This window comes from Humiphilus diazotrophicus, from assembly GCF_059726315.1.
In genome coordinates this window covers 5,224,142-5,247,782 of the sequence record NZ_AP040870.1, presented here as the reverse complement: position 1 = coordinate 5,247,782, position 23,641 = coordinate 5,224,142, and the positions used below count along the sequence as shown (strand labels likewise).

Sequence of the window (23,641 nt, the reverse complement as noted above, 5' to 3'; positions counted from 1 at the left end):
GCTGGAGCATTTTCCGCTCAGGGGTAAACCAAAGCACACGAGTTTTAGCAGCTTTCCGTCAAAAGCTGCAGTCCTCGGCAAATCTATCCTTGGTTTGCCGAGGGTATACCCACGCGAACAATACTCTAGAGCATTTTTCGAATTAGTGTAGACTGAGCATGGCGAAACTCAGCGACAAGCAAAGCAATGGCGAAAGCCTACGAAGATGATCTGCGACGTAAGTTCCTAGCAGCCTATGATGATGGGAATGGGACGCTGGAGGAATTGGCAGAGCTATTTGGAGTAAGTGTAGGTTGGGCGAAGAAGGTTTCCAGCCAGCGGAAGCATAGTGGTCAAGCCGAGCGAGTTGTTCATCGTCCCGGGAGAAAACCACACGTCGGAGCCAGAGAGCAAAAGCAGGTAATAGCGTGGGTGGAAGCGGAGCCGGATTTAACGTTGGCTGAAGTGCAAGCAAAGTTGCACAATGAAGCAAGCGTGGAACTGAGCTTGGGGCGGATTTGGTTTCTACTTCGGAAACTGGGTTTACGGCTGAAAAAAAGTCGCTCTATGCCAGTGAACGCGATACCGAAGCGAACCGCCAGCGACGCCAAGAATTTGTCGCCAAGATCCAGGCGACAAGTCTGGAACGGCTGATCTTCCTTGACGAGAGTGGTGTGACAACTTCGATGACGAGGCGTTATGCCCGTTGCCTCGGAGGCACTCGTATACACGAATCTACTCCTGGAGGACAATGGAAAATCATGACCATCCTGGGAGCAATGAGTTTTCGTGGCATGGTAGCAACGATGACCATCGAAGCCGCTACCGATGCGGAGATATTCCTAGCCTATGTCGAACACATACTCTGTCCGGCACTGACAGCTGGCGATGTGGTGGTAATGGACAACTTGAGTTCCCATAAGGTCAACGGCGTACGGAGGCTGATCGAGGCCGCTGGAGCAGAATTGCTATACCTGCCGCCTTACTCGCCCGATCTGAATCCGATCGAAAAGGCTTGGGCTAAGCTCAAACAACTGCTTCGGGCTGCCAAAGCTAGAACCAGAGAATCCCTTGAGCAAGCTATAGCCGACGCTCTCAAGCTTATTTCCCCTGATAATGCTCAGGCTTGGTTCCGTCTCTGTATAAATGGTCTACACTAATTCGAAAAATGCTCTAGATCAACTCCTACGACTTCAGAACACAGCAGACTTCGACAGCATCACTGCCTTCACAAAATAGACTTCCTGCGTTAACCAATAAGCTGGCCTCGACCACATTCAAGGGAAGCGCTGCCAGCTGTTATACCCAGAGTCATAGCTCGCAGCAGCATCTTTCAAAACGCGCTACAGTGATTCCCAATTACCGGACTTGGCAGAACGAAAGAGGGCTTCAATTACCTTCATGTTCTTGATGCCATCTTCTACCGTAACCGGAACTTCAGTGTTGTCGAGAATGGCCCGGGCAAAGGCATCGCCTTGGAGAGTGTACTGGTCACAGGTATCAAATGTTTCCGTGGTAATTCCCGCACCGAAGAGGTCACTTCCATCATCGATGAAGATTCGCGTGGGGCGATCTGGAGGAGCGTTAAAGGGAATCTCTATTTCAATACGCCCGCGCGTACCTAGGAAATGCACCCGTTGATAGGGAACAAGCTGAGTACTGCAGGTAAAGATCGCTTGGCCTCCTGGGAAATCGAGTAGCGCGGAAGTAAGGCGATCGGTTTGCATCTTCGGATCTCGATCGATTAGAGCAACCACACGGGTTGGCTCTGTTCCGAAACCATAGCGCGAAGCGTGGATAGCATAACAGCCAATATCCATCAGAGCTCCACCTCCGCATTCCACCTGGTTGCGTATGTTTTCAGGGTTGATATTGAAGTAGCTAAAAAATCCCATGACAGACCGCAGCTCTCCGATGCGCCCTTCGTTCAACAGCTCCCGAACACGAAGCCATTGCGGATGCCTGCGGATCATGAATGCTTCACCAATTTTGACGCCGGTACGGTCCCGAACGGACAAGAGAGACCTGGCCTCGTCTACAGTCAGGCTCAGCGGTTTTTCGCAAAGAACATGCTTGCCAGCTTCGGCGGCCTTTATTGTCCAAGGAACATGGAGCTGATTGGGAAGAGGATTATAGATGGCATCAATATTAGGGTCGGATAACAACTCCTCATAGGAGCCATATGCTCTTTCAATCCCCAAGGAATCGGCTGCCTGCTGAGCCTTCGCACGATTACGAGAGGCAATCGCGACAATACTGCAGTATTGTCCCTTCTGCATACCGGGAAGAACCTTCTTTAGTCCAATGGCTGCAGTGCTGAGAACGCCCCAACGAATCTTCTTGTTCATGGTGGCAATCATAAAGGCAGAGGGAACAGTTGAGATAGCATGCTCCTCTCCTTTAGGATTTTGGCGCCTTCTGTAAGCAGGCTGATATTCCCCCGCTCGATATATCTGGATACCAGAGAGGAGCCCTAGGGATTTTCCGGCCAAGCATGCCTGGGATACCTGCGCATCAGCTCGCGACGTACCTGAGGATAGAGCCGTTGCCAAAAACCTGCCAGATCCGTCGTAGTCTGTACCGGGCGCTGATTAGGTGCCAGCAGATGGACTACAACAGGAGTCAGGTCCTTTCCGATACGTGGCGTCTCCTTCATCCCAAAGAAATCCTGAAGCCGGGAGGAGATCCAGGGTTGCTTGTCCTGTTCGTAATGAACTTTCGTCTGACGTCCACCTTGTAGTCTTATGCGTGTGGGTGCAATTTCTTCGAGCTTACGCGATCCTACCTTCTGCTCCAGAAGAGGAAGAAAACCTGACGCAGCACCTCTGAGTTCGGCGAAGCTCCTAAGTCCGGTGCAAACCTCCCTTAAGGTTGCGGCAAGATCGGGCTGCTCCAATCCGGCAAAAGACACCCTCATCAGAAATTCCTGCAACTGATCCCGATCCACAAAACGTTCTATTCCAGCCTCAAGCGCCTTTTGTGCCAGCAGTTCTGCAGCAGCATCTGCATCAGGCATTGCACCACGCGATTCCTGTATCACCAGTTCGTCGTACAGCAATGCACTTACAGCCTCGACGCGTTCCCCGGTTCGATTCCACTCCACAGCAGATCGCTCACGAATCCTCTCTGGAAATAGATCGATCAGCCACTCGGGTTCAATTCGCGCAGATATTCGTATCAGCGGAAGTGGCTTATCCTTTCGGTCCTCAGCATCCACTGCGACCATGAACTCATATTGAGGCGGCTCTCCGGCTATCTCCGCAGAACCACCGGAAGAAAGCAATACCTGCTTCCCTGCCCGCAACCGGGCTACTCGATCGGGAAATCCTGTTAATGCCGCGATTAACAAGGCATCGTCGTCATGCTTTTTTTGCTTGGCTGGCCGCACGATTCTGCGCAGCTGTTCGACATGCTTCAGGGTTCTGCTGTCCAGTTCAGATTCCATGGCGGCAAGTAGATCGTTTTTATCGATTCGGACTCCGGAGCCGAGCAAAGCCGTTACCACACAACCATCCTCTCCGACGCCACGAGAAACGGCTTCGACAAGAATGCGCGACAGGCGGGGAGGCAAAGGATATTTTGCTAACCGCTGTGCCATCTCTCCCGTTGCCCCAAGACTGTCCAACAACGACTCGGCAGCAGCAATCGCAGCCTCAGGCGGAGCATCTGGCCAGCTGAGGTCGTGAATATGAGCAACCCTCATCGCCCGCAAAGAAAGGCAGAGCTGAGAGAGATCACTGCGCATGATTTCCGGGATGTCGTGCTCCGGACGCTGAGCGAAATCCTCGGCAGAATAAAGCCTCAACACTAAACCAGGGCCGGTGCGGCCTGCGCGGCCTGCACGTTGTTTTGCCGAGGCCTTGCTGATGCGGCCAACCTGCAACGTTGGCAACCCAATCCACGGCGAGTAAGAAGCAAAGCGAGCCAAACCACTATCGATAACCGCCGTCACGCCCTCCACCGTAATTGAGCTTTCCGCAACATTGGTGGCGAGAATCAGCTTTCGACGCTCCGATGGAGAAACAGCGCGATCTTGATCAGCAGGCGGAAGATCGCCGTGCAAAGGAAGCACCAGCATCTCTGTTCGGCGAGCAAGCGCTTCGCATTCCCGCATGGCGCGTCGAATCTCTGCCACACCGGGTAAGAAAGCAAGAATGTCGCCGGAGTGGTTTGTCTGAATCAATTGCTCGACAGCTTCCCGAACCTGAACTTCCAACGGCTTCGGCGAATAGGGTAAATGCCGGATATCCAGATCAAAGAGTCTGCCTTCGGAACGCAGGATTGAGCAGTTACCAAGAAATTCCGCGATGGGATCGGCATCGAGCGTTGCAGACATAACTACGATCAGCAAGTCGGGCCGTGTCTGTTGCAGACGCTTCAGAAGAGCCAAAGCAAGATCGCTCTCCAAATGCCGCTCGTGAAATTCATCGAGCACTACGCACGACACGCCTTTCAACTCAGGATCGGACAACATGCGTCGCGTCAGCACACCCTCAGTAACGAACCGCAGTCGTGTATGCCTGCCCCCCACCTCTTCAAATCGAACCTGATATCCGACCGTGAGACCGAGTTGTTCCCCCAACTCCCAGGCCACGCGCCGCGCCGCCAAACGAGCAGCAATACGCCGCGGTTCGAGAACAACTACTTCCCCGCTGACCACATCGAGCAGTGCGGGAGGAACCCGGGTGGTTTTGCCAGCTCCGGGAGCAGCCTCAATCACAAGGTTGGGCTTGCGTTTAACGGATTCGATTATTTCCGGAAGAATTGCGTCTACCGGAAGTGCAGATTTACGGTTCACTGATTTTCATCGAAACACGACAGTCTGAAGGACGTCAATGGATGGGAACAGCTCTGTCGTTAAGAGGGGAAACTTATGGCGTTCTCTTTGGTGGGCTGAAATCCTCTGGGGTTACCCCACACTCGAACAACGATACAGCAGTCATTCAAATGTGGGGCTTCCATAGTGTCTTCTTCTACCTACTTCTGATAGTCCGATATCGGAGCACAGGTGCAGACCAGGTTCCGATCACCGTAAACATTGTCGATACGAGAAACAGATGGCCAATACTTGTCTGTCGGCGACACGCCTTCGGGGAAGCATCCCTCGCGACGGGAATAAGGCCTGTTCCATTCATCGTCTGCAATATCGACTGTGGTGTGGGGCGCATACCGAAGCGGAGATTGTTCAATCGGGAAGCGTCCATCCTGTACATCCTGAATCTCATGGCGAATAGAGATCATGGCATCACAGAAACGATCCAGCTCTTCCTTCGATTCAGACTCAGTTGGCTCGATCATCAACGTACCCGCAACGGGGAAACTCATTGTTGGCGCATGAAAACCATAGTCAACGAGGCGCTTGGCAATATCGTCAACGGTAACGCCGCTGTCATTCTTTAACCCTCGAGGATCGACGATGCACTCGTGAGCAACACGGCCCTTGTCGTTCTTATAGAGAACAGGGAAATGCTCCTCAAGACGGGCGGCAATATAGTTGGCATTCAGGATGGCCATCTCCGAAGCCTTCTTGAGCCCTTCGCCTCCCATCATCAGGATGTACATATACGAGATGGGCAGAATCGAAGCGGAACCGAACATTGCCGCAGAAACAGCTCCAGAATGCTCCTTCAACATATGATCTTGCGGATCGGCGGGCAGGAATGGAGCCAGATGTGCCTTAACTCCAATCGGACCCATCCCGGGACCGCCACCACCGTGAGGAATACAGAAGGTCTTATGCAGATTCAAATGCGACACATCCGAGCCATATTCTCCAGGTCGTGCGAGACCTACTTGAGCATTCAGGTTTGCGCCATCGACATAAACCTGACCTCCGCACTCATGAATAATGTTGCAGATCTCCCGGATATGCTCCTCGAACACACCATGTGTCGAAGGATATGTAACCATGATTGCTGCTAGCTTATCCTTGTACTGCTCGGCTTTGGCCTTAACATCCGCGAGCTCCACATTTCCTTGCGAATCGCAATTGACAACAACGACTTCCATACCAGCCATTGCTGCCGAGGCAGGGTTCGTTCCATGTGCCGAGGCAGGAATCAAGCAGACATTACGATGACCCTCTCCGCGGCTCAGGTAATAGCCACGAATCGCCATTAATCCGGCATATTCTCCTTGCGCGCCGGAATTTGGCTGCAAGGAAACATCGTCATAACCGGTAATCGCACAAAGCATACGCTTCAATTCTGCGAACAATTCGTGATATCCACCAGCCTGTTCGGCAGGAACATGCGGATGCATCTCTGCAAACTCTGGCCATGTAATTGGAACCATCTCAGCCGTAGCATTCAGCTTCATGGTGCAGGAGCCGAGAGGAATCATCGAGCGATCAAGAGCAAGATCTCTGTCTGCAAGCTTGCGCATATAACGAAGAATCTCAGTCTCCGACCGGTAGCGGTGAAATACCGGATGCTGCAGGAACTTCGAAGTACGCAACAGCCCTTCAGGGATTGACTCTTTTGTTTCACCGGAGAGGTCGGCAAACGATAAGCTTCCGCCAAAAGCGTGCCACACGGCCTCAATTACAGCCGGGGTAGTAGTCTCATCTACAGAAATTCCAAGTGCCGCCGCTGCTCCATACTGCCCGGCAGCGATGATCCTCAGATTGATCTTTTCCTTCGTGCAACGATCAAGAATCTCCTTCTGCTTTTCTGCAACAGAAACAGTAACTGTATCGAAGAAGGAGTGAGTCAGAAGCTTAAAGCCAAGCTTACGTAAACCTGCAGCCAGGATAGCCGTTTTGCGATGCACTTCCTTCGCAATTTGTGTAAGTCCTTCCGGTCCATGGTAGACCGCATACATCGATGCAATCACAGCCAGCAGCACTTGCGCTGTACAGATATTCGAAGTCGCAGCCTGACGGCGAATGTGCTGTTCACGAGTCTGCAACGCGAGGCGCAGTGCAGGTGTGCCCCGAGAATCTACAGAAACGCCAACAAGGCGTCCAGGCATGGAGCGTTTGTAGGCTTCCTTCACGGACATATAAGCGGCATGAGGACCACCAAAACCCATCGGCACACCAAAACGCTGAGTCGAGCCGATGGCAATATCGGCACCCATCTCTCCCGGAGGAGTCAACAAACAAAGCGATAAAAGATCGGCAGAGACAACGGCCAACCCACCATTCTTGTGCACAGCTGCGATAGGCGCCCGCAGATCGCGAACTTCCCCAAAGGTGGCCGGATATTGGAGCAGAGCTCCAAACATGTCACCGGTGTAAAAGTCGCCTTCGGGATCACCAACGACCAACTTCCAGCCATGCGCCTCCGCTCTCGTATGCAGAACAGACAAAGTTTGAGGATGTACCTGACGATCGACAAAGAAGGTAGCCGTCTCCGGCTTGTTGGAAACACGGCGCGCCAGAGCCATCGCTTCAGCCGCGGCAGTCGCCTCATCGAGTAAGGAAGCGTTGGCGATATCGAGAGCCGTGAGTTCGGAAATCATCGTCTGAAAATTCAGAAGAGCTTCCAATCTTCCTTGGCTAATCTCCGGCTGATAAGGCGTATAGGCCGTATACCAAGCCGGATTCTCGAGAATATTTCGTTGAATCACCGGAGGAAGAATCGTCCCGTAATAGCCGGTGCCAATCAGTGAAGTAAAGAGAGTATTCTTGGCCGCAATCTCTTTCACGCGAGCCAAAGCCTCGATTTCGGATAAAGGTTCCCCTAGCAACAGAGGCTCTTTCTGCCGAATAGAAGAAGGAATGGTCTGCGACATCAGATCGTCAAGACTCTGGGCACCGACGGTCTTGAGCATCGCTTCGATATCTTTTGGAGAAGGGCCGATGTGGCGCCGCTCGAAGGTGGTAGCAGGAGCTTCGTTCTTCACGAAGCCATTCAAATTATCAGTCTCGGCCGCTTTTCCAGCGGGATGAATCACAGTGCTCATTCGGTCGTATCCCTCGTAATTCCGTATTCGGCTTCGTTCAAAAGATCTTTGCAGAAGGTTCTTCTAGACGTGGATCGAACAGATTTTCGAAAGTATCGGGAAGTGGAGACGTTTGATGTTCCGTCCGGGAGGAACGAAACGTAAGAGCACAAAGGCGAGTATTTCGATTGGCACGCTTTTGCAGGCAAACGTCAGACATACAGCCACTCCGAAAGGTCTTGCAACGCTTTGGATGCCCCGTCTGTATGTTTGCCTGAGAAAGTTATCCCATCGGCGGGTACTCGAGCGAAGGGATTCGTGGCTTCGCCTGTACCACTCTCCAGAGGTTACAGCGTCCGATGGTCCTTTTGCCTGAGAGTTTCCGGGGCGGTTGCTCCTTCGGCGCTGGATATCCAGTCTCTCCCACTCGGTCGCGTCTTCAGTATATCGCGATTCGATCCGGACAGTGCTGCTCTCCGGATCAGTGCTGCCTACCAAAAAGGGAAGGGCCCAAGAATGCTGAGCCCTTCCCTCAAGATCTACAGAATTGAATCGATTTCTACTTCATGTCGGCTACGGCGATCACATCCATGTCGTCATAGACCTGATTTTCGCCGCCCATTCCCCAGCAGAAGGTATAGGCGCGAGTTCCGACACCGGCATGAATGGACCAGCCGGGGGACAGAACAACCTGCTTGTCGGCCATCATGATATTGCGGGTCTGATCTCCAGGACCCATCAAGTGAACAACGCGATCCTGCGGACCGAGGTCGAAATAAAAATAGACTTCGGAACGGCGGTTGTGGGTGTGCGCCGGCATCGTGTTCCAGTTGCTGCCTTCAGCCAGCTGCGTATATCCCATGACCAACTGGCAGCTCTTGGCTCCCTTCAAGTGAATCATGCGGTAGATGGTTCTCTTGTTGCAGGTCTCCAAAGAGCCCAGATGAACCACATCCGCGTCCGCCTGCTTCACCAAAGTAGTCGGATAGACGGTGTGAGCCAGATAGCTCAACAGATAGAACTGAGCAGGATTGGAAGGATCGTCACTGGAGAAGGTAACCTTCGGATTACCACGACCAATGTAGAGACAATCCAGGCGGTCGAGAGAATACTTCTTGCCCTCTACCTCAATGCTTCCCTTTCCACCCACATTCAGAGCACCAAGCTCACGACGCTCTGTGAAATATTCGGCGCGCAATTCCGGCTCTGTCGGCAACGTAAGAGGCGCATTCGTCGGCACTGCCGAACCGATCACTGCGCGATCAAGGTCCGTGTAAACCAGTTCAATCTTGCCAGGTTTGAAAAGATCCTCAACAAGAAATGTTTCGCGCAGTTCTTCGGTAGTCATGCGCTTGTACCGCACCGGATCAGCCATTTGATAAAGCTTCATTTTTCCCCTTCCCGGTCTTTCGTATCCTTTTGAAATTGCCTCTTCTTCTCAAGAAGAGAAGCCCTATCGATCAACGCCCTCTTGAAAAAGGAGTTGATCCAACAAATTCTTTCTTTAGCGAGCCAGCCAGCCGCCATCGACAACCAGCACTTCACCGTTCACATAGTCACTCGCAGGCGATGACAAAAAGACAGCAGCCCCAGCCAGATCAGTAGGATCGCCCCAGCGTCCTGCCGGAATCCTCTCCAGAATCTGACGATTACGCTGCTCATCGCCCCGCAAGGGAGCGGTGTTTTCGGTAGCGAAGTACCCCGGAGCAATCGCGTTTACTTGTACGCCGCGTCCAGCCCACTCATTCGCCAGAGCCTTGGTGATTTGTGCGATACCACCCTTGGCTGCAGCATACGACGGAACCCGAATGCCACCCTGAAAAGAAAGCAGCGATGCGATATTGATGATCTTCCCGCTCTTGCGAGCCAGCATGTGCTGTCCTGCAAGTTGGCAAAGACGGAAAGGGCTCGTCAGATTAATCTGCAATACATCGGACCAGTCCTGCGCAGGAAATTCCTCTGCCGGAGCGCGCCGGATGGTTCCGGCATTGTTCACCAGAATGTCCAGCTTGCCAAATTCCTTCATGGTTGCAGCAAACAATGCATCCGCCGCTTCGGGATCGGAGAGATCAGCCGAAAGGGCGATTGCTTTTCCGCCGCTGCTTTTGATCTTCTCTGCCGTGGCATCAGCCGGACGGCGATTTCCATGACAGGCTACGGCGGCTCCAGCCTCAGCTAACGCGACAGCTATCGCCGCTCCTAAACCACTGGCCGCTCCTGTCACAAGTGCCGTTTTTCCTTCAAGACGAAATCGATCCAGAATTCCCACTGTTTGTCCTTTCCTTTCAGCCGGTAACGGCGGCTGATACCGAAATCCGGGACTTTGCCCGCATTTCCTTATATCCACTGTTTTTGAGCATATCAGTGACGTGGTAGAACCACTTTTTTTCATTTGATCTTTCATCGAGCACGGTCGCTTTACGGAAATTCAGCCCACTCGGCTGTACCGAAAGCTGGATGCTCTATTGAAACGTCACGCGATATGTCGAACCGCTCTTTGCTGCAAACGAAATAGTTCCATCCGTCGCCTTCTCAAATGCTACTGGCTTACCATCACTGGTCAGGCTGGCAATGCCCTGACCGCGAGGAGCACAAAGCCGCTGAGTGAGAGTCAAACCGGCTTTGAGCGTTGCCTCCGTCGCTTTCCCCTGGTTCCATTTGAGACTGATCTCCCAACCGCCACGGCCACGCAGACCAGTGAAACTTCCCTGCTGCCAGACATGAGGCAATGCAGGGAGGAATCTTAACTCACCATTCTGGCTTTGGAGCAGCATCTCGATCATGCCTGTTGCGCCACCAAAATTGCCGTCGATTTGAAATGGCGGGTGATTATCGAACAGATTGGGAAGAGTGGACCGGCGCAGCAGAACTTCGATGCTCTCATATGCCTTGTCACCCTCTCCCAAACGTGCCCAATAGTTCACGAGCCACGCGCGGCTCCACCCTGTAGCTCCCCCACCGTGGGCAAGCCGACGATCAAGAGTGGTTTGGGCAGCCTTGGCAAGTTCCGGAGTCTTTGCATAGCTGATCTGGTCGCCCGGAAAGAGTGCCCACAAGTGCGAGATATGGCGGTGGCCAAGCTCAGCCTCTTCATAGTCCTGCTGCCACTCTTGCAGCTGGCCATATTTCCCAATCTTGAAAGGAGGCAGTTTTTGCATAGCAGACTGCAACTGGCCGCGAAAGGCCGGATCTTTCTTCAAGACGTCGCTGGCTTCGATTAGTCGCGAAAACAGCTCTCTGGCAATCTCGATATCCATCACAGGTCCCATGCACAGTGAGTGCGCACTTCCATCGGGAAGCTTGTAACGGTTCTCGGGAGAGAGAGAGGGTCCCGAAACCAGATGTCCGTCGGAATCCGGAGTCAGGTAGTCGAGAAGGAACTCGGCAGCATCCCGCATAACGGGATAGGCACGTTCATCCAGAAACTTCTTGTCTCCGGTGAACTCGTAATGATCCCAGTAGTGCAGTGACAACCAGGCGGCACCCATCGCCCAGACCCCCGAACGGTAGCTATCTATGGGGATAGCGTCACCCCAGATGTCCGTATTGTGATGCAAGACAAAGCCACGAGCCCCGTAATACGCCTTGGCTACATCCGCACCCGGTCCCCGTGTCTGATCGACCAGGCGAAAGAGCGGCTGATGCAACTCCGAGAGATTGCCAATTTCGGAGATCCAGTAATTCATCTCCGTATTGACATTGATCGTGTACTTGCTCCCCCAGGGTGGATTCATGCTCTCATTCCAGATTCCCTGCAGATTTGCAGGAGCGGGAGAATCGGGCCTGCTGCTGGCAATCAGCAAATACCGGCCATACTGGAAATAGAGCATGAGCAGATGCTCGTCATCGGAGCCCTGCTGCATACGTTTTAAGCGCTCGTCTGTCGGTACGCCCGCAAGCGGGTCCTGTTCGCCTCCCAGCTGCAGCCATGCACGATTGAAATAGCGAGAATGATCCGCAACAGCCGCGGAGCGCAAAGAGGCATACGGCTTCTTTGCCGCATCCAGGTCTTTGGTGCAATCCTTGATGAAATCCTTGCGATCCAGATTGGTTCCGGCAGCAAGAATCAACGTGACTGAGTTCGCGCCTGAAACCGATAGTTGATCTTTTTCCGCCTGGACACTGCCACCTTCGGCAACGGCTTTCAATTCCGCCAAAAACCGAACAAATCCCGGACGGGTGGGAGTGCTTTGCAACGCAAGAGTATCTTTCCCCTGCGCAGATGTTGTTGCATCCGCAATTCGCGTCAAGGTGCTATGAAAAGTGATGCTTCCAGGCTTATCAGCTGTCAGGCGAATGACGATTACCTGATCGGGAGCGGAGGCAAAAATCTCTCGCGCATAGTGGACCCCATTTTGGGTGTAGCTTACATGGGCAACGCCGGTTCCCAGGTCCAGATCCCGTCTGTAATCGGTAACCGCACCGTTGGCTGAGAAATTCAACAACAGGTCGCCTAACGGCTCGTAGTGCGGAAGACGTGAAGGAATGCCGATCATTCCCGGATCGGCCAGCTGTTCGGCCTCTCCAACCTTGCCAGCAAACAGAAGCCGCCGCATCTCCTGAACGGTTTTGGCTGCCTCGGGGTTCTTCCTGTCCCGAACCTCCCCGCTCCAGACGGTATCCTCGTTCAGTTGGATCCGCTCTTTATCCGTTCCTCCAAAGATCATGGCACCCATCCGGCCATTACCGATAGGCAAAGCATCTGTCCAATGGTCCAGCGCAGCAGGCTGCCTGTACCACAGCACCATTGGCATATGCTCCTGAGCTTGCAGGACAACCGGTCCCAAGACACAAGACAAAAGCGCAGCACCTGCTGCTCTTGAAAAACAACGACAAAAAACCTGCAGTTTCATTCCGCCTCTGCTCTAAAGCAATTCAACAAACGCTCTATTGATCAACCGAAATAGGATCGGGAAAAACCAAGATATCGTAATGCCCCAACCACTTGATAGGAACTTAAGAAGCATCTCCAAAATGCGGTATCAGACAATAGTTTTGAGACAAATGCTTCTTGAGAAATAAGCGGAAACCGCCAAATCCCCTGTAATTCCAGCCGTTTCAGATTCCGGAACCGGTGCAGCCCAATCACATCTTTGGAATAAAATCCCAACAGGCGGGATATCGAAAGATACCGTCCAGAGGTGCAAAAAACAGCTACTTCCGCAGAAAGTACTGTGCCTAAACGAAGGAAAAGGATAAGATACGCGGCGTGATCCAGAAAAGGAAGCGCAAGAGCACCAAAGCCAAGCTCGACATTCGAACGGTTGCCGAAAATGCGCGTGTATCCATCGCGACGGTTTCTCGTGTTATCAATTCTGTCCCCTCGGTTAGTCCAGAACTTGCCAAAAGGGTATGGGCCTCGATTGAAGAACTGAATTATTTCCCCAATACGCAGGCGCGGGGACTGGTCTCCGGTCACAGCCGTATCTTTGGGTTGATCGTTCCGGAAATCACCAATCCCTTCTTCCCGGAACTCATTCAGGGCTTCGAAGAGATTGCTGTCGACCATGGATACGAGATTCTGATCAGCTCGACCAATAACGATCTCAAACGCCTTATGACGTGTGTCCGCCGCATGTTGGAGCGCAAAGTAGAGGGCGTGGCCGTCATGACCTTCGGCCTGGAGGAACCTGTACTCGAGCAGCTTACCAGCCGGAATGTGCCGTTGGTGGTCGCAGAGTTTGCCCTGAAGAACCCCAGGATGAGCACCTTGCTGCTGGATTACCAGAGCGGTATCCGTGAAGGAGTGCAGCACCTGCATAATCTCGGACATCAAAAAGTGGCATTCATCAGCGGACCACGCACCTTGCACTCGGCACTTAGCCGGTCGGCAGCCTTTACCAACTCGATGAAAGAGTTTGGTCTGCAGATTCGCAAGCAGTGGATCATCGAAGGCGATCACACCCCTGAAGGTGGCGTCAGCGCTTTTGAAGAGCTCCTCTCGCAGAAGATCACGCCGACAGCAATCATGTGCTCGAACGACCAGACCGCTATCGGCGTTCTACGCGCTGCCTATCATGCAAAGTTGCGGGTGCCGGAAGATATCTCTGTCATCGGCCTCGATGACATCCATTTTGCGGAATTTACTTTGCCCCCTCTTACGACGATTCGCTTGTCGCGGTTGGACCTGGCTCGGGCTGCCTTCAATGCACTGCTCGATCAGGTGGAAGAAAATCCGCCGCTAGTAAAGCGCAAGTATGCGGTAAGCACGAATCTGATTTTGAGAGCTTCTACCGCTGCTCCTCCAAGCGAAGGATGAGGTACTTCCCAACTACCTAAACAAGAGCGGAAGTACTCTGCAGCGAGCGTAAGGCTACGATTTCATTTCTGGCTTCGTCTGCAGCCATACGCCTTTGCGCATAGATGTGGGGCTGTGGAGCATAATCCAGGCGAGCAGTCAGGCCATCCCGCCCCATCGTCTGCAATATATGCGGTGCAAAGTGAATGTCGTCGTAATAGCAGAGATCTCGCTCCTGATAATCCGATCCATCCAGATAGCGAATAGCCGCTGCAGAGACTGGAATCTGATGGGCAACTGCGGGTTCAAATAATGTGGAGTGGAATTTCAGAACAGAGGATCCATCCGTGCTGGTCCCTTCTGGAAATAGCAACACCGGAACACCTTCCGCCAACAGGCTCTTCATCTGCTCAGCAGCAGCTGCTGCACTCGCTTTACTGGAGCGATCGATAAAAACCGTTCCACAACAGCTTGCAGCCAGGCCGATAAGCGGCCAGGAGCGTACTTCGACCTTGGAGACAAAGACACAAGGGGCAGAAGCTGCATAGATCAAGATATCCAGATAGCTCAGATGATTTGAGACCAGGAGCCCGTGCTGAGGAGGTACTCCGCTTTGCACCAGCTCGATGCCAAGGAAGCGGAGAATAAGTTTACAGGTCCAATGCAGCCATTCAGCGCGTTGACGCGTAGAAAGCCTGCCACGCAGGCTGCGCATACCAAACACAACCAGGGCAAAGACGATTACAAGGACCAACTTGGTCAGCCGGAAATAAGCCTTCAACGAAATACTTAGGAACGTCCGGGCAACATGAAACGAGTTCTCGCAGCCGGCGTTATATCCTCCATATCCATCAGAGTCAGGAAGTCAATGGTACCAAACTCCCGATCCCAGGCAGGGGTCGCACAAATCTTTGCGCCGCAGGCCAGATACGTCTTTAGCAGTTTGGGGACTTTGGGAGTCTCATTCGATCCTTCTTCCTGTGAAGGACACTCGAAGGCAGCCGTAGGCAAAGTAAGGAATTCGGGAGCCGCGAGGCAGGACTTCAGCTGCTCATACATGGCCCAGCCCTCACGCGGGTTCTGGGAGGTCAAGGACGAGCATCCAATCAGATAACGCAGATTGTAGTGCAGGGCATACTGTATGATTCCCCGCCACAACAAAGTCAGGACCTCGCTGCTGCGGTGCTCTCTATCAATCGAAGCACGCCCCAGTTCCAAAGTCTGCGAGCGAATGCACTCGTAGGGAGCAAAATCGAACTCCTGGGCCGAGTAATATCCCAAATTTCTCAGGGCAGCATCGCCAGATTGCATGCGATAGGTACCCACCACCCGGCGCCCTGCCTTCTCCTCGACAAGCAGATGATCGCAAACCATATCGAACTGATCGGTATCGAGCCCCGTTTTATAGGAGGCCTGGAGTCCCTCTCCCAATTCGATATTGAAGACTTTGAAACGAAGGCGACAGGCTTCGATTCGTTCCGCTTCCGATTCAGCCAACCTAAGACGATATCGTCCGAAATCTCCTGCCAAATGGAGCTTGTCGGACAAGGAAGGAAGTGCCTGGGGGGCAACAGACCCGGTGGCAACGTGATCTAGATCTAACAGCTGCGCGGTACCGGTTGCCATGCGGCGCTGTAAATTCCGACGGTTAGTGGTGAACACCCAACCATCATCCTCCTGATTTCTCTGAGTCATACGTAAAAATTCCGCAAAACTTTGAGGCTTTCCCCGATTGACACCTCTAGATTTGTGAGGGAAATCACAAATCTTCCGTTTCAAATTACTTCCACAGAAGAACATCTAAATCCAGACGAGTGGTACGACCAATTCCATTTCTCCAACTCCGGTCCGGGGAGCACCTTCGTCCTAGCCCTTCTTTGGTTTTGAATCGTCTTTGCGGTAAACCCCTTCCCCACGGAACTTGCACAGTTACAGACACTCACTGTTGTCTTTTCTGCTTACACAAAACCGCAAGTTTCATGGCTTCCTCATTCTACAGACTTTCGAATTTTACGCCTTCGTCAAGAGCAACCAATTTCGAAACAGCAGGCATCGCCAGGAGGTTTCGCTTTAGGACGAAATGATTCGAGACCCTGAACACATATTTCGCAAATACTCCGCTATTCGTAACTGATACTGCTCTTAAATAGGGGCAGGGCCTTCGAGTTATCGAGATTATTAAATTCAGCGAAGGGCATCTCGGATCCAGAACGTTCTCACGCAACGCCAGAGACAAAGAACGGCATCCTATTCAACTTACAGAAGTTGTACAAATAAACGGATCTACCGAAGTTTATGATGGGTGTGGCGGAGAGGTGCTGCATGCAACATAAGCATCACACAACACAACCCGCCCGATGGCAACCGGCAAGCCGGTTACCAAGCTCGAGCAAAGTAAAGCTAGATACTTCGCTGTAAACCAAAACGAAATTCGCCCGTTCTTACAGGCTCAGGTGTTCTATACCACGAATGACTGAAACCAGCACACTCTCGGCTCAAAGCGCATGGGGAGATCGTTTACGTGCGCTTCGCAATATTCCGCCTGTTTTGCACTTCGTATGGGAGTCCGGACCGGCGGTTGTGACATGGAACATCATCCTGCGGGTGCTGGTCGCGTTCTTGCCGATCTGTATTGGCAAAGTTGCCCAATACATCGTTGACGGAACGAATCGGGTAATAAGTTACCACCAGCCGCTGGCCCCTCATTTCTGGTATTTGGTCGCGCTGGAAATGGCACTTGCCGTCCTGTCCGGAATCGTTATGCGCCTCATCGATTACTGTGATCAACTTCTAGCGGACAGATATACACATCATGTCTCTGTCGAGGTCATGCGTCACGCCGCAGCTCTGGATGTAACGGTCTACGAAGATCCGGTGTTCTATGACCGTCTTGAACGTGCGCGCGTGCAAGCTACAGATCGTTTGGCGATGATCCAGTCAATGGGGCGATTGATTCAGCAAATCATGACCACCATTACGTTCTCGGCGGCACTCTTGTACTACTCCCCGTGGTTGTTGTTCCTGCTGATTGCGGGCGTTCTTCCAGCCTTCCTCGGGGAAAGTCATTTCGCCTTTCTTGGTTATGCAAAAAACTTTCGGCAGACACCCGTTCGACGGCAGATGGATTATCTCCGCCAGGTAGGAGGAAGCAAGGAAGCAGCTAAAGAGCTCAAGCTCTTTGGCCTCTCAAAATATCTGACGGAACGTTTCGATGTTCTTGCTACACAGATCTATAACGAGAATGTAGATCTGGCGCGAAGAAAACTCTTCGCAGGTGGGATTCTTTCCATCATAGGCACTCTTGGTTATTACGGTGCTTATGCTTTCGTCATCTGGCGAGCCGTTCATGGTGCCTACTCCATCGGCTTGCTGACTTTCTTGACCGGCGCCATCATCCAAGCAAGTTCAAATATCCAACAGGTTTTCTCTACAGCTTCCGGCATTGCAGATCAGGCTTTGTTCCTTACGGATTTGCTTGCCTTCCTGGAAATGAAGCCTACGGTTCAATCGAAGCCGAATGCGCTGCCTGCTCCGCGTCCAATTCGCCGCGGCTTTGAATTCCAGAATGTTTCTTTCGCATATCCCGGAGCCCAACGCCGAATTCTCAAGAATTTCAATTTCCACTTAGCACCCGGGGAACGCATTGCTCTTATCGGAGAGAATGGCCAAGGCAAGACAACTATCGTCAAGCTCATTACCCGCTTATACGACCCAACTGAAGGGCGGATTCTGCTTGACGGTGTCGACCTGCGGGAATACTCGGTAGAAGATCTTCATCACGAGATCGGGGTCATCTTTCAGGACTTCATGCGTTATGAGATGACGGCGCGTGAAAATATCGCTGTTGGACGTATCGATCAACTACACAGCGATGAAGACATCCGATATGCCGCAGAAAAGAGCCTGGCTGCAGGAGTTGTCGCCAAACTGGCAGGAAAGTATGAACAGATGCTCGGCCGGCGATTCGAGGGTGGTGTCGATCTCTCAGGTGGAGAATGGCAGAAACTGGCTTTGGCACGGGCCTATCTCAGGGACGCACAGTTGCTCATTCTCGACGAACCGACAGCAGCGCTCGATGCCCGTTCAGAGTTGGAAGTTTTTGAACGCTTTGCCGAGTTGACGCAAGGCAAAATGGCACTACTTATCTCCCATCGTTTTTCTACTGTCCGAATGGCAGATCGTATCGTAGTTCTCGAAGGTGGACGCCTGGTTGAAGAAGGCAGCCACACACAGTTGATGTCCGTAGGTGGTCGCTATGCTGAAATGTTCGAGATGCAGGCAGCCAGTTATCGCTAGTAACTTCGGCATCATCCGAGTGTCGCAAGATTCGGCTGCTCAGCGTCCGAGAAAATTATCGAATACGCTCCATACCGGACCAGAGCAAAAGTGAGAATGGTAAAGAGAGAGGCTTTTCATGACTGACCCCAGTCCTTTTTCCGGCACACAGATATCTACTGCTCTCCGGGCTCACGCTGCTGCCGTGCCAGGAACCTGGAGGGTTCTACACCGTCCCGTACAACCGAGTACCTTTCCGCAGAGAATCGAAAATGCAAAAGAGCGTGTCGACCTGCTCATCGAGCAGTTGTCAACGATGCCTCCGGCAGCAGAGGGTGAGCTATTCACACCTCTACACGATCTTCGAGAAAACACCCGGCTGTTGCGTGCTGCCGCTGCCGATATCCACTCCGTTCGCGAAAAGGTAACGAGCTACCCGCGAGTCCTCCTGTCGCCGGAAGGAGACGAGCCCAGAATCGTCTCAGCCGCTGCCTCCTACTTCGACGCAACCAAGGGAGAGTGGTCGCTCGACTCTTTCACGATTTATCTGGAAGAGCTGCAGCACTTCGATCCTTTGCTCCTGGAAGAGCATTGGGCCTTGCCGAGCGCAATCAAATTCGCACTACTTGAACGTTGCCTGACAACGGCAGAAGGGCTTCTTACTCAAGAAGCGCCTATTCACGCCTCAATCAATACGCCTCTTTCTCTGCAGCTTAAAGGCTTGAGAGAGATAGGCCAAACTGACTGGCCCGACATCCTGGAACCACTCATTGCATTCGATCATTTGCTTTGCGAAGATCCCGCTCACGCCTACAGCCGCATGGATTTTGAGAGCCGCGAGGTTTATCGCAAGAAGATCGCCCATCTGTCCAGATATTCCGATTGCAGCGAAATACAAGTTGCTCAAACGTGCTTGGACCTGGCAAAAGAAGCAAAGCAACAACCACTGACCGATGCACGGCTCTTTCTGAGGCGAACCCACATTGGTTACTATCTGATGATAGATCAAGGTCTGTCGCTGTTGTCCTCACGTATCGGCTACAGACCACCGATGGGAGAGCGTCTGCGCCTGTGGCTGCAACGCCACCCCGATGACTTCTACATCGGTGGAATTGAAGTCGTCAGCTTCCTTTTGCTGGCCATTATTCTTGCACCTCTGATTCCCAACTACACCATTCTCGGGGGACTGCTTTGGGCCTTCTTTTTACTGTTAGTCCCAGCGACTCAGGGAGCGGTGGACCTCTTCAATAACACAGTTACCTCGCTCTTCCCCGCTCGCAGTCTACCCAAACTCGACCTTAGCAAAGGAATTCCGGAAGAACTCACCACACTGGTTGCAATACCGACTCTACTGATAAACGAGAAGCAGACACGCGAACTGCTGGAAGATCTAGAGGTTCGCTTCCTGGCTAATCAGGATCCTAATCTGCATTTCGCTCTCCTGACGGATCTTCCCGATTCAATCTCACGCCCTCGTGAAAACGACACAGATCCACTGGTTGATCTGGCACTCCGCTCCATCGATGAACTCAATCGGAAATATGCCTCCAATGGTGCCGGAGGTTTTCTATTGTTGCATCGTCATCGAATTTTTAATGCCCGCCAAGGTGTCTGGATGGGATGGGAGCGGAAGCGTGGCAAGATCATCGATCTCAACAAACTGCTAAGTCAGGAATACGACAGCTTCCCTGTTAAGACCGGCAATTTGGACGTGCTTCCACGCATTCACTACGTCATCACACTGGATTCCGATACACAACTTCCTCGTGGCACTGCCGCAGCGATGATCGGTGCGCTTGCTCATCCGTTGAACCGGGCCGTGATCGATCCGCAACTGCGGATCGTTACTCAGGGGTATGGGATTCTGCAGCCTCGCGTCGGCATCAGTGTGCAATCGGCCTCACGCTCCCGTCTTGCCTCGATCTTTGCAGGGCAGGCAGGTTTCGATCCATACACGCGTGCTGTCTCCGATACTTATCAGGACCTTTATGGAGAAGGCATCTTTGCAGGCAAAGGCATTTACGAAGTAGCAGCTTTTCACGCTGTCCTCGACCGCCGCTTTCCGCGCAACTCGCTCCTCAGTCACGATCTGATCGAAGGAGCCTATGTGCGAGCAGGACTTGTAACCGACGTTGAGGTAATCGACGATTACCCCTCGCACTATTCTGCATATTCGCGCCGCAAACACCGTTGGGTACGCGGTGATTGGCAGATTATGCAATGGCTCTTTTCACGCGTTCCCGATGAAACGGGTCGCTTTGTTCGTAATCCCATTTCGACAATCTCCCGCTGGAAGATTTTCGACAACCTCCGCCGATCGCTGGTCGAACCGCTGACCTTTATCCTGTTCATCGCCGGATGGTTTGGACTGCCCGGTGGGGCGCTTTATTGGACAGTCGCAACGCTACTTCTAATGGCGTTGCCAACCTTTGTACGTCTGGCATTTTCCTTCGGAAGATTGGCGATGGGCTTTAGCTGGACAGCCCTGAAGGATTCTCTTGTTGACTTCCTGCAGGCACTGAACATCACCTTCTTGAACTTTGTCTTTCTTCCCCATCAAACGCTCTTGGGAATTGACGCAATTGCTCGTGCACTTATCCGAAGATTCATCACCGGACAACGTCTGCTGGAATGGGAAACCGCTGCAGAGGCCGAGAGCAATCGAGGCAGGATAACAGCAGTTGACCGCTATCTGGCAATTACTCCACTTATTTCATTGGGGCTTGGCATACTGATTGCCATCATCAACAGCAAGGCGATCCTCGTAGCAACGCCGGTTCTGGTTCTCTGGGCCGCCGAAAGTGCATTCGCAGCCTGGCTCAACCAATCGACGCGCGAAAAAGAATTTACGGTATCAGCAAATGATGAGCAATTCCTACGTAGACACGCTTTGATGATCTGGCGCTTTTTCCTGGAGTTGGGCGGGGAATCCCATAACTATCTCATTCCCGATAACATCGAAGAAGACGGACGTAAGGAAGCTGCGCGAGTCTCACCAACGAATCTGGGACTCTTATTCAATGCACGTCAGGCAGCTCTTCGTTTCGGTTTTCTGAGTATTCCCGAATATGCTTTTCTCGGAGAGCAAACTTTTGCCTCCATCGATAAGTTACCGAAACATCGAGGGCATCTCTATAACTGGTATTCAACACACACATTGGAACCGCTTCGCCCGGCTACCGTATCCACTGTCGATAGCGGGAATCTTGCGGCTTCGCTCTACTGTTTCTCTACAGGAACGCGCGAACTTCTGAAACGACCACTTATTTCCAAAGATCTCTTCCAGGGCATTCACGATATCTGGCAGCTTTCTACCTTACGCACCCAGACAGAAATCAAGCTGCCCGCCATAGATGCAACCTTCAGTAGCTGGATTGCATGGATTTTGGGAACAGAAGCACTCATATCCAATTTCATATCCGCAGAAGAAAACTCCGAAGCTGCTTGGTGGACGATGGAGCTTGGCCAACGCATTCGCACGCTTGCCAGCATCGTTCGTGGTTACCTGCCCTGGCTTCTTCCCGAATTTGTACCGCTTCATGCCATTGCAGAATTCGAACTCAATTCCGAAACACAACATCTGACGCTTGAAGGAGCCTCGAGCTATGCGACCTACCTTGATGCAGCATTAGGACGCCAGTGGGCCACCAGTGGGGATGCTCCAACTGTTGTCTTGATGGAAAAACTCCGCACGATGCTCCCTGAGGCACATGAGCACCTGGAGAGGCTGATAAGTTCTCTTCACCGGCTGGCAGAGAACTCGTTCTCCCTGGCAGATCAAATGGATTTCGCTTTTCTCTATAACGAATCGCGGCAGCTTCTATCGATTGGCTATAACGTCGAAACGGACGAAGTGCATGCAGCCTGCTATGACCTGCTTGCCTCGGAAGCAAGAACAGCTTCCTATATTGCCGTTGCCAAAGGCGAGATACCACAACGTAGCTGGTTCCGGCTGGACCGGACCCACATCGTTGCCTTCAACCGGCCAGTGCTCCTATCCTGGACGGGCACGATGTTCGAGTATCTTATGCCCGCACTCTGGATGCAGAGTTATCCCGATACTCTGCTTCGGAATACGATTCGTAACGTTGTCGGCATACAACACGACTTCGGTAGAAGTTTTCGAATTCCGTGGGGCATCTCCGAATGTGGACATTCCAAGCGGGATGCGGCGGGGCACTACGGCTACCATGCCTTTGGAATACCCGATGTCGCGATCAAAATCGATGCCGATGCAGGTCCGGTCGTCTCTCCGTATTCAACATTTCTAGCTATGAATCTGGACCTTCCTACCTGCATGCGCAACCTCCACTACATGGAGTCGGCAGGGTGGATAGGGACCTATGGCTTCTACGAATCGGCGGATTACACAGAGTCGACACACCGTCCGATACTGGTTCGGGAATGGATGGCCCATCACTTAGGGATGTCGTTGCTTGCGTTGACGAATCTGCTTTACCAAAATCTCATGCAGTATTACTTCCACGCGAACCCGCAAATACGTGCAACGGAGTTACTGCTGCAGGAGAAGCCGGTAAAGAAATCGGCCTTGCCATCCAACAACCGCCGTACCAAACCTGTGCATACGCCCAGTACAATCGTCGCTACACAGGAAGAATCTACTCAATTGCCGAAAGCCGGATAAGTACTACAGCTATAAGTAACCCGAGCGATGGGTTACGCAGAGGGAACAGCTTTTTGGAGTTGTTCCCTTTCCATCCACTTTGCTAGCAGCGCACCGTTCTCATTCCAATAATGAGCTTCGACGTAGTTACCAGTTGACCGGCGTGGCGTTGTGTGTGGTCAGCAACGTGAACAAGCAATCCACCTACAGTCGTAGGCAATTGCTTTCTTCCCACTGTACGTTTCTCTTCGAGATCAACACCTTGAAGTGCCAGAACTCTTTCCTTAGCGCTCCGAACTGCCGTACTGAATTCCGACAATAACTCAGCTTTATTCGCCCGTGCGCTAAGTTCGGAATTGAGTCCGGCCATTTGACCATCCTGAAGTGCTTTGCCTTCCGCATACGTCAGCAACCGATCCAGACTTCTGCCTATATGCCGCATGTGAAAGGAGACCGGAGACAGACCGAAAGGTCTCATACTTAGCTCGTCTTCCTTCAGGAGTCCCCACCACCTGCTTGTATCCTCATCGGCCAGCTCAATGGCATGAATCGCGGCTCGTATCACTGGGGGGAGATCTCCATGAGTACCGCGCAGCCAGGGTTCAGGCAAAGCATGTTTGATTGTTACTGGCATTCGC

At 52.4% G+C, this 23,641-nt stretch carries 13 protein-coding genes and 2 riboswitches; of the genes, 4 read left to right on the top strand and 9 right to left on the bottom strand.

Annotation, left to right across the window (positions count from 1 at the left end):
* Positions 1-497 precede the first annotated feature (497 nt).
* Positions 498-1,139, top strand: coding sequence for an IS630 family transposase (locus tag AC6I7T_RS21700; RefSeq protein WP_497788089.1), 642 nt, complete (start codon positions 498-500; stop codon positions 1,137-1,139).
* A 183-nt stretch (positions 1,140-1,322) separates the two neighbouring features.
* Here AC6I7T_RS21700 and AC6I7T_RS21695 read toward each other — a convergent pair whose 3' ends face one another.
* The 6 genes from AC6I7T_RS21695 to AC6I7T_RS21670 all read right to left on the bottom strand — a co-directional run bounded on the left by AC6I7T_RS21695 (position 1,323) and on the right by AC6I7T_RS21670 (position 12,719).
* Positions 1,323-2,327, bottom strand: coding sequence for a Gfo/Idh/MocA family protein (locus tag AC6I7T_RS21695; protein ID WP_497789744.1), 1,005 nt, complete (start codon positions 2,325-2,327; stop codon positions 1,323-1,325).
* A 125-nt stretch (positions 2,328-2,452) separates the two neighbouring features.
* Positions 2,453-4,777 carry an ATP-dependent helicase HrpB gene (gene hrpB, locus AC6I7T_RS21690; protein ID WP_497789743.1) on the bottom strand — a complete coding sequence of 775 codons (2,325 nt, stop codon included), beginning with the start codon at positions 4,775-4,777 and terminating at the stop codon, positions 2,453-2,455.
* Between the two features lie 179 nt (positions 4,778-4,956).
* On the bottom strand, positions 4,957-7,887 hold the full coding sequence (gene gcvP, locus AC6I7T_RS21685; RefSeq protein ID WP_497789741.1) for an aminomethyl-transferring glycine dehydrogenase: 2,931 nt from the start codon (positions 7,885-7,887) through the stop codon (positions 4,957-4,959).
* Positions 7,888-8,118: 231 nt separating this feature from the next.
* A riboswitch (glycine riboswitch) is annotated at positions 8,119-8,216 on the bottom strand.
* Positions 8,217-8,303, bottom strand: a riboswitch (glycine riboswitch).
* Between the two features lie 122 nt (positions 8,304-8,425).
* The gene (gene kduI / locus AC6I7T_RS21680; protein ID WP_497789740.1) at positions 8,426-9,256 is read right to left on the bottom strand and encodes a 5-dehydro-4-deoxy-D-glucuronate isomerase; all 831 of its coding nucleotides are present in this window, start codon (positions 9,254-9,256) and stop codon (positions 8,426-8,428) included.
* Positions 9,257-9,370: 114 nt separating this feature from the next.
* Positions 9,371-10,135 (bottom strand): 2-dehydro-3-deoxy-D-gluconate 5-dehydrogenase KduD, encoded by a 765-nt coding sequence (kduD, locus tag AC6I7T_RS21675; RefSeq protein WP_497789738.1) that lies wholly within the window; start codon positions 10,133-10,135, stop codon positions 9,371-9,373.
* A gap of 193 nt (positions 10,136-10,328) precedes the next feature.
* A complete protein-coding gene (locus tag AC6I7T_RS21670) occupies positions 10,329-12,719 on the bottom strand; it encodes a glycoside hydrolase family 95 protein (RefSeq protein ID WP_497789737.1) in 2,391 nt (796 codons plus the stop codon).
* A gap of 356 nt (positions 12,720-13,075) precedes the next feature.
* On the opposite strand from AC6I7T_RS21670, the gene AC6I7T_RS21665 reads away from it, so the two are divergent.
* Positions 13,076-14,125 carry a LacI family DNA-binding transcriptional regulator gene (locus AC6I7T_RS21665; protein WP_497789736.1) on the top strand — a complete coding sequence of 350 codons (1,050 nt, stop codon included), beginning with the start codon at positions 13,076-13,078 and terminating at the stop codon, positions 14,123-14,125.
* A gap of 16 nt (positions 14,126-14,141) precedes the next feature.
* Here the strand turns inward: AC6I7T_RS21665 and AC6I7T_RS21660 are convergent, their stop codons facing one another.
* Together AC6I7T_RS21660 and AC6I7T_RS21655 are read right to left on the bottom strand one after the other, a co-directional pair.
* A complete protein-coding gene (locus tag AC6I7T_RS21660; protein WP_497789735.1) occupies positions 14,142-14,885 on the bottom strand; it encodes a lysophospholipid acyltransferase family protein in 744 nt (247 codons plus the stop codon).
* 8 nt (positions 14,886-14,893) lie between these two features.
* Complete coding sequence (locus AC6I7T_RS21655) at positions 14,894-15,799, bottom strand: GNAT family N-acetyltransferase (protein ID WP_497789734.1); 906 nt, start codon at positions 15,797-15,799, stop codon at positions 14,894-14,896.
* A gap of 774 nt (positions 15,800-16,573) precedes the next feature.
* Here AC6I7T_RS21655 and AC6I7T_RS21650 point away from each other — a divergent pair.
* Together AC6I7T_RS21650 and AC6I7T_RS21645 are read left to right on the top strand one after the other, a co-directional pair.
* Entirely contained in the window at positions 16,574-18,400 is a 1,827-nt protein-coding gene (locus tag AC6I7T_RS21650; protein ID WP_497789732.1) for an ABC transporter ATP-binding protein, read from the top strand.
* Between the two features lie 118 nt (positions 18,401-18,518).
* Positions 18,519-23,024, top strand: coding sequence for a glucoamylase family protein (locus tag AC6I7T_RS21645; protein WP_497789731.1), 4,506 nt, complete (start codon positions 18,519-18,521; stop codon positions 23,022-23,024).
* A gap of 82 nt (positions 23,025-23,106) precedes the next feature.
* On the opposite strand, the gene AC6I7T_RS21640 is transcribed toward AC6I7T_RS21645, so the two are convergent.
* A complete protein-coding gene (locus tag AC6I7T_RS21640; RefSeq protein ID WP_497789730.1) occupies positions 23,107-23,637 on the bottom strand; it encodes a DinB family protein in 531 nt (176 codons plus the stop codon).
* Positions 23,638-23,641: the final 4 nt, after the last annotated feature.

Coding starts and splice junctions, on each gene's coding strand:
- AC6I7T_RS21695 (WP_497789744.1), bottom strand. CDS start 2,327: ATGAACAAGAAGATTCGTTGGGGCGTTCTCAGCACTGCAGCCATTGGA.
- gcvP (WP_497789741.1), bottom strand. CDS start 7,887: ATGAGCACTGTGATTCATCCCGCTGGAAAAGCGGCCGAGACTGATAAT.
- kduI (WP_497789740.1), bottom strand. CDS start 9,256: ATGAAGCTTTATCAAATGGCTGATCCGGTGCGGTACAAGCGCATGACT.
- AC6I7T_RS21670 (WP_497789737.1), bottom strand. CDS start 12,719: ATGAAACTGCAGGTTTTTTGTCGTTGTTTTTCAAGAGCAGCAGGTGCT.
- AC6I7T_RS21655 (WP_497789734.1), bottom strand. CDS start 15,799: ATGACTCAGAGAAATCAGGAGGATGATGGTTGGGTGTTCACCACTAAC.
- AC6I7T_RS21650 (WP_497789732.1), top strand. CDS start 16,574: ATGACTGAAACCAGCACACTCTCGGCTCAAAGCGCATGGGGAGATCGT.
- AC6I7T_RS21645 (WP_497789731.1), top strand. CDS start 18,519: ATGACTGACCCCAGTCCTTTTTCCGGCACACAGATATCTACTGCTCTC.
- AC6I7T_RS21640 (WP_497789730.1), bottom strand. CDS start 23,637: ATGCCAGTAACAATCAAACATGCTTTGCCTGAACCCTGGCTGCGCGGT.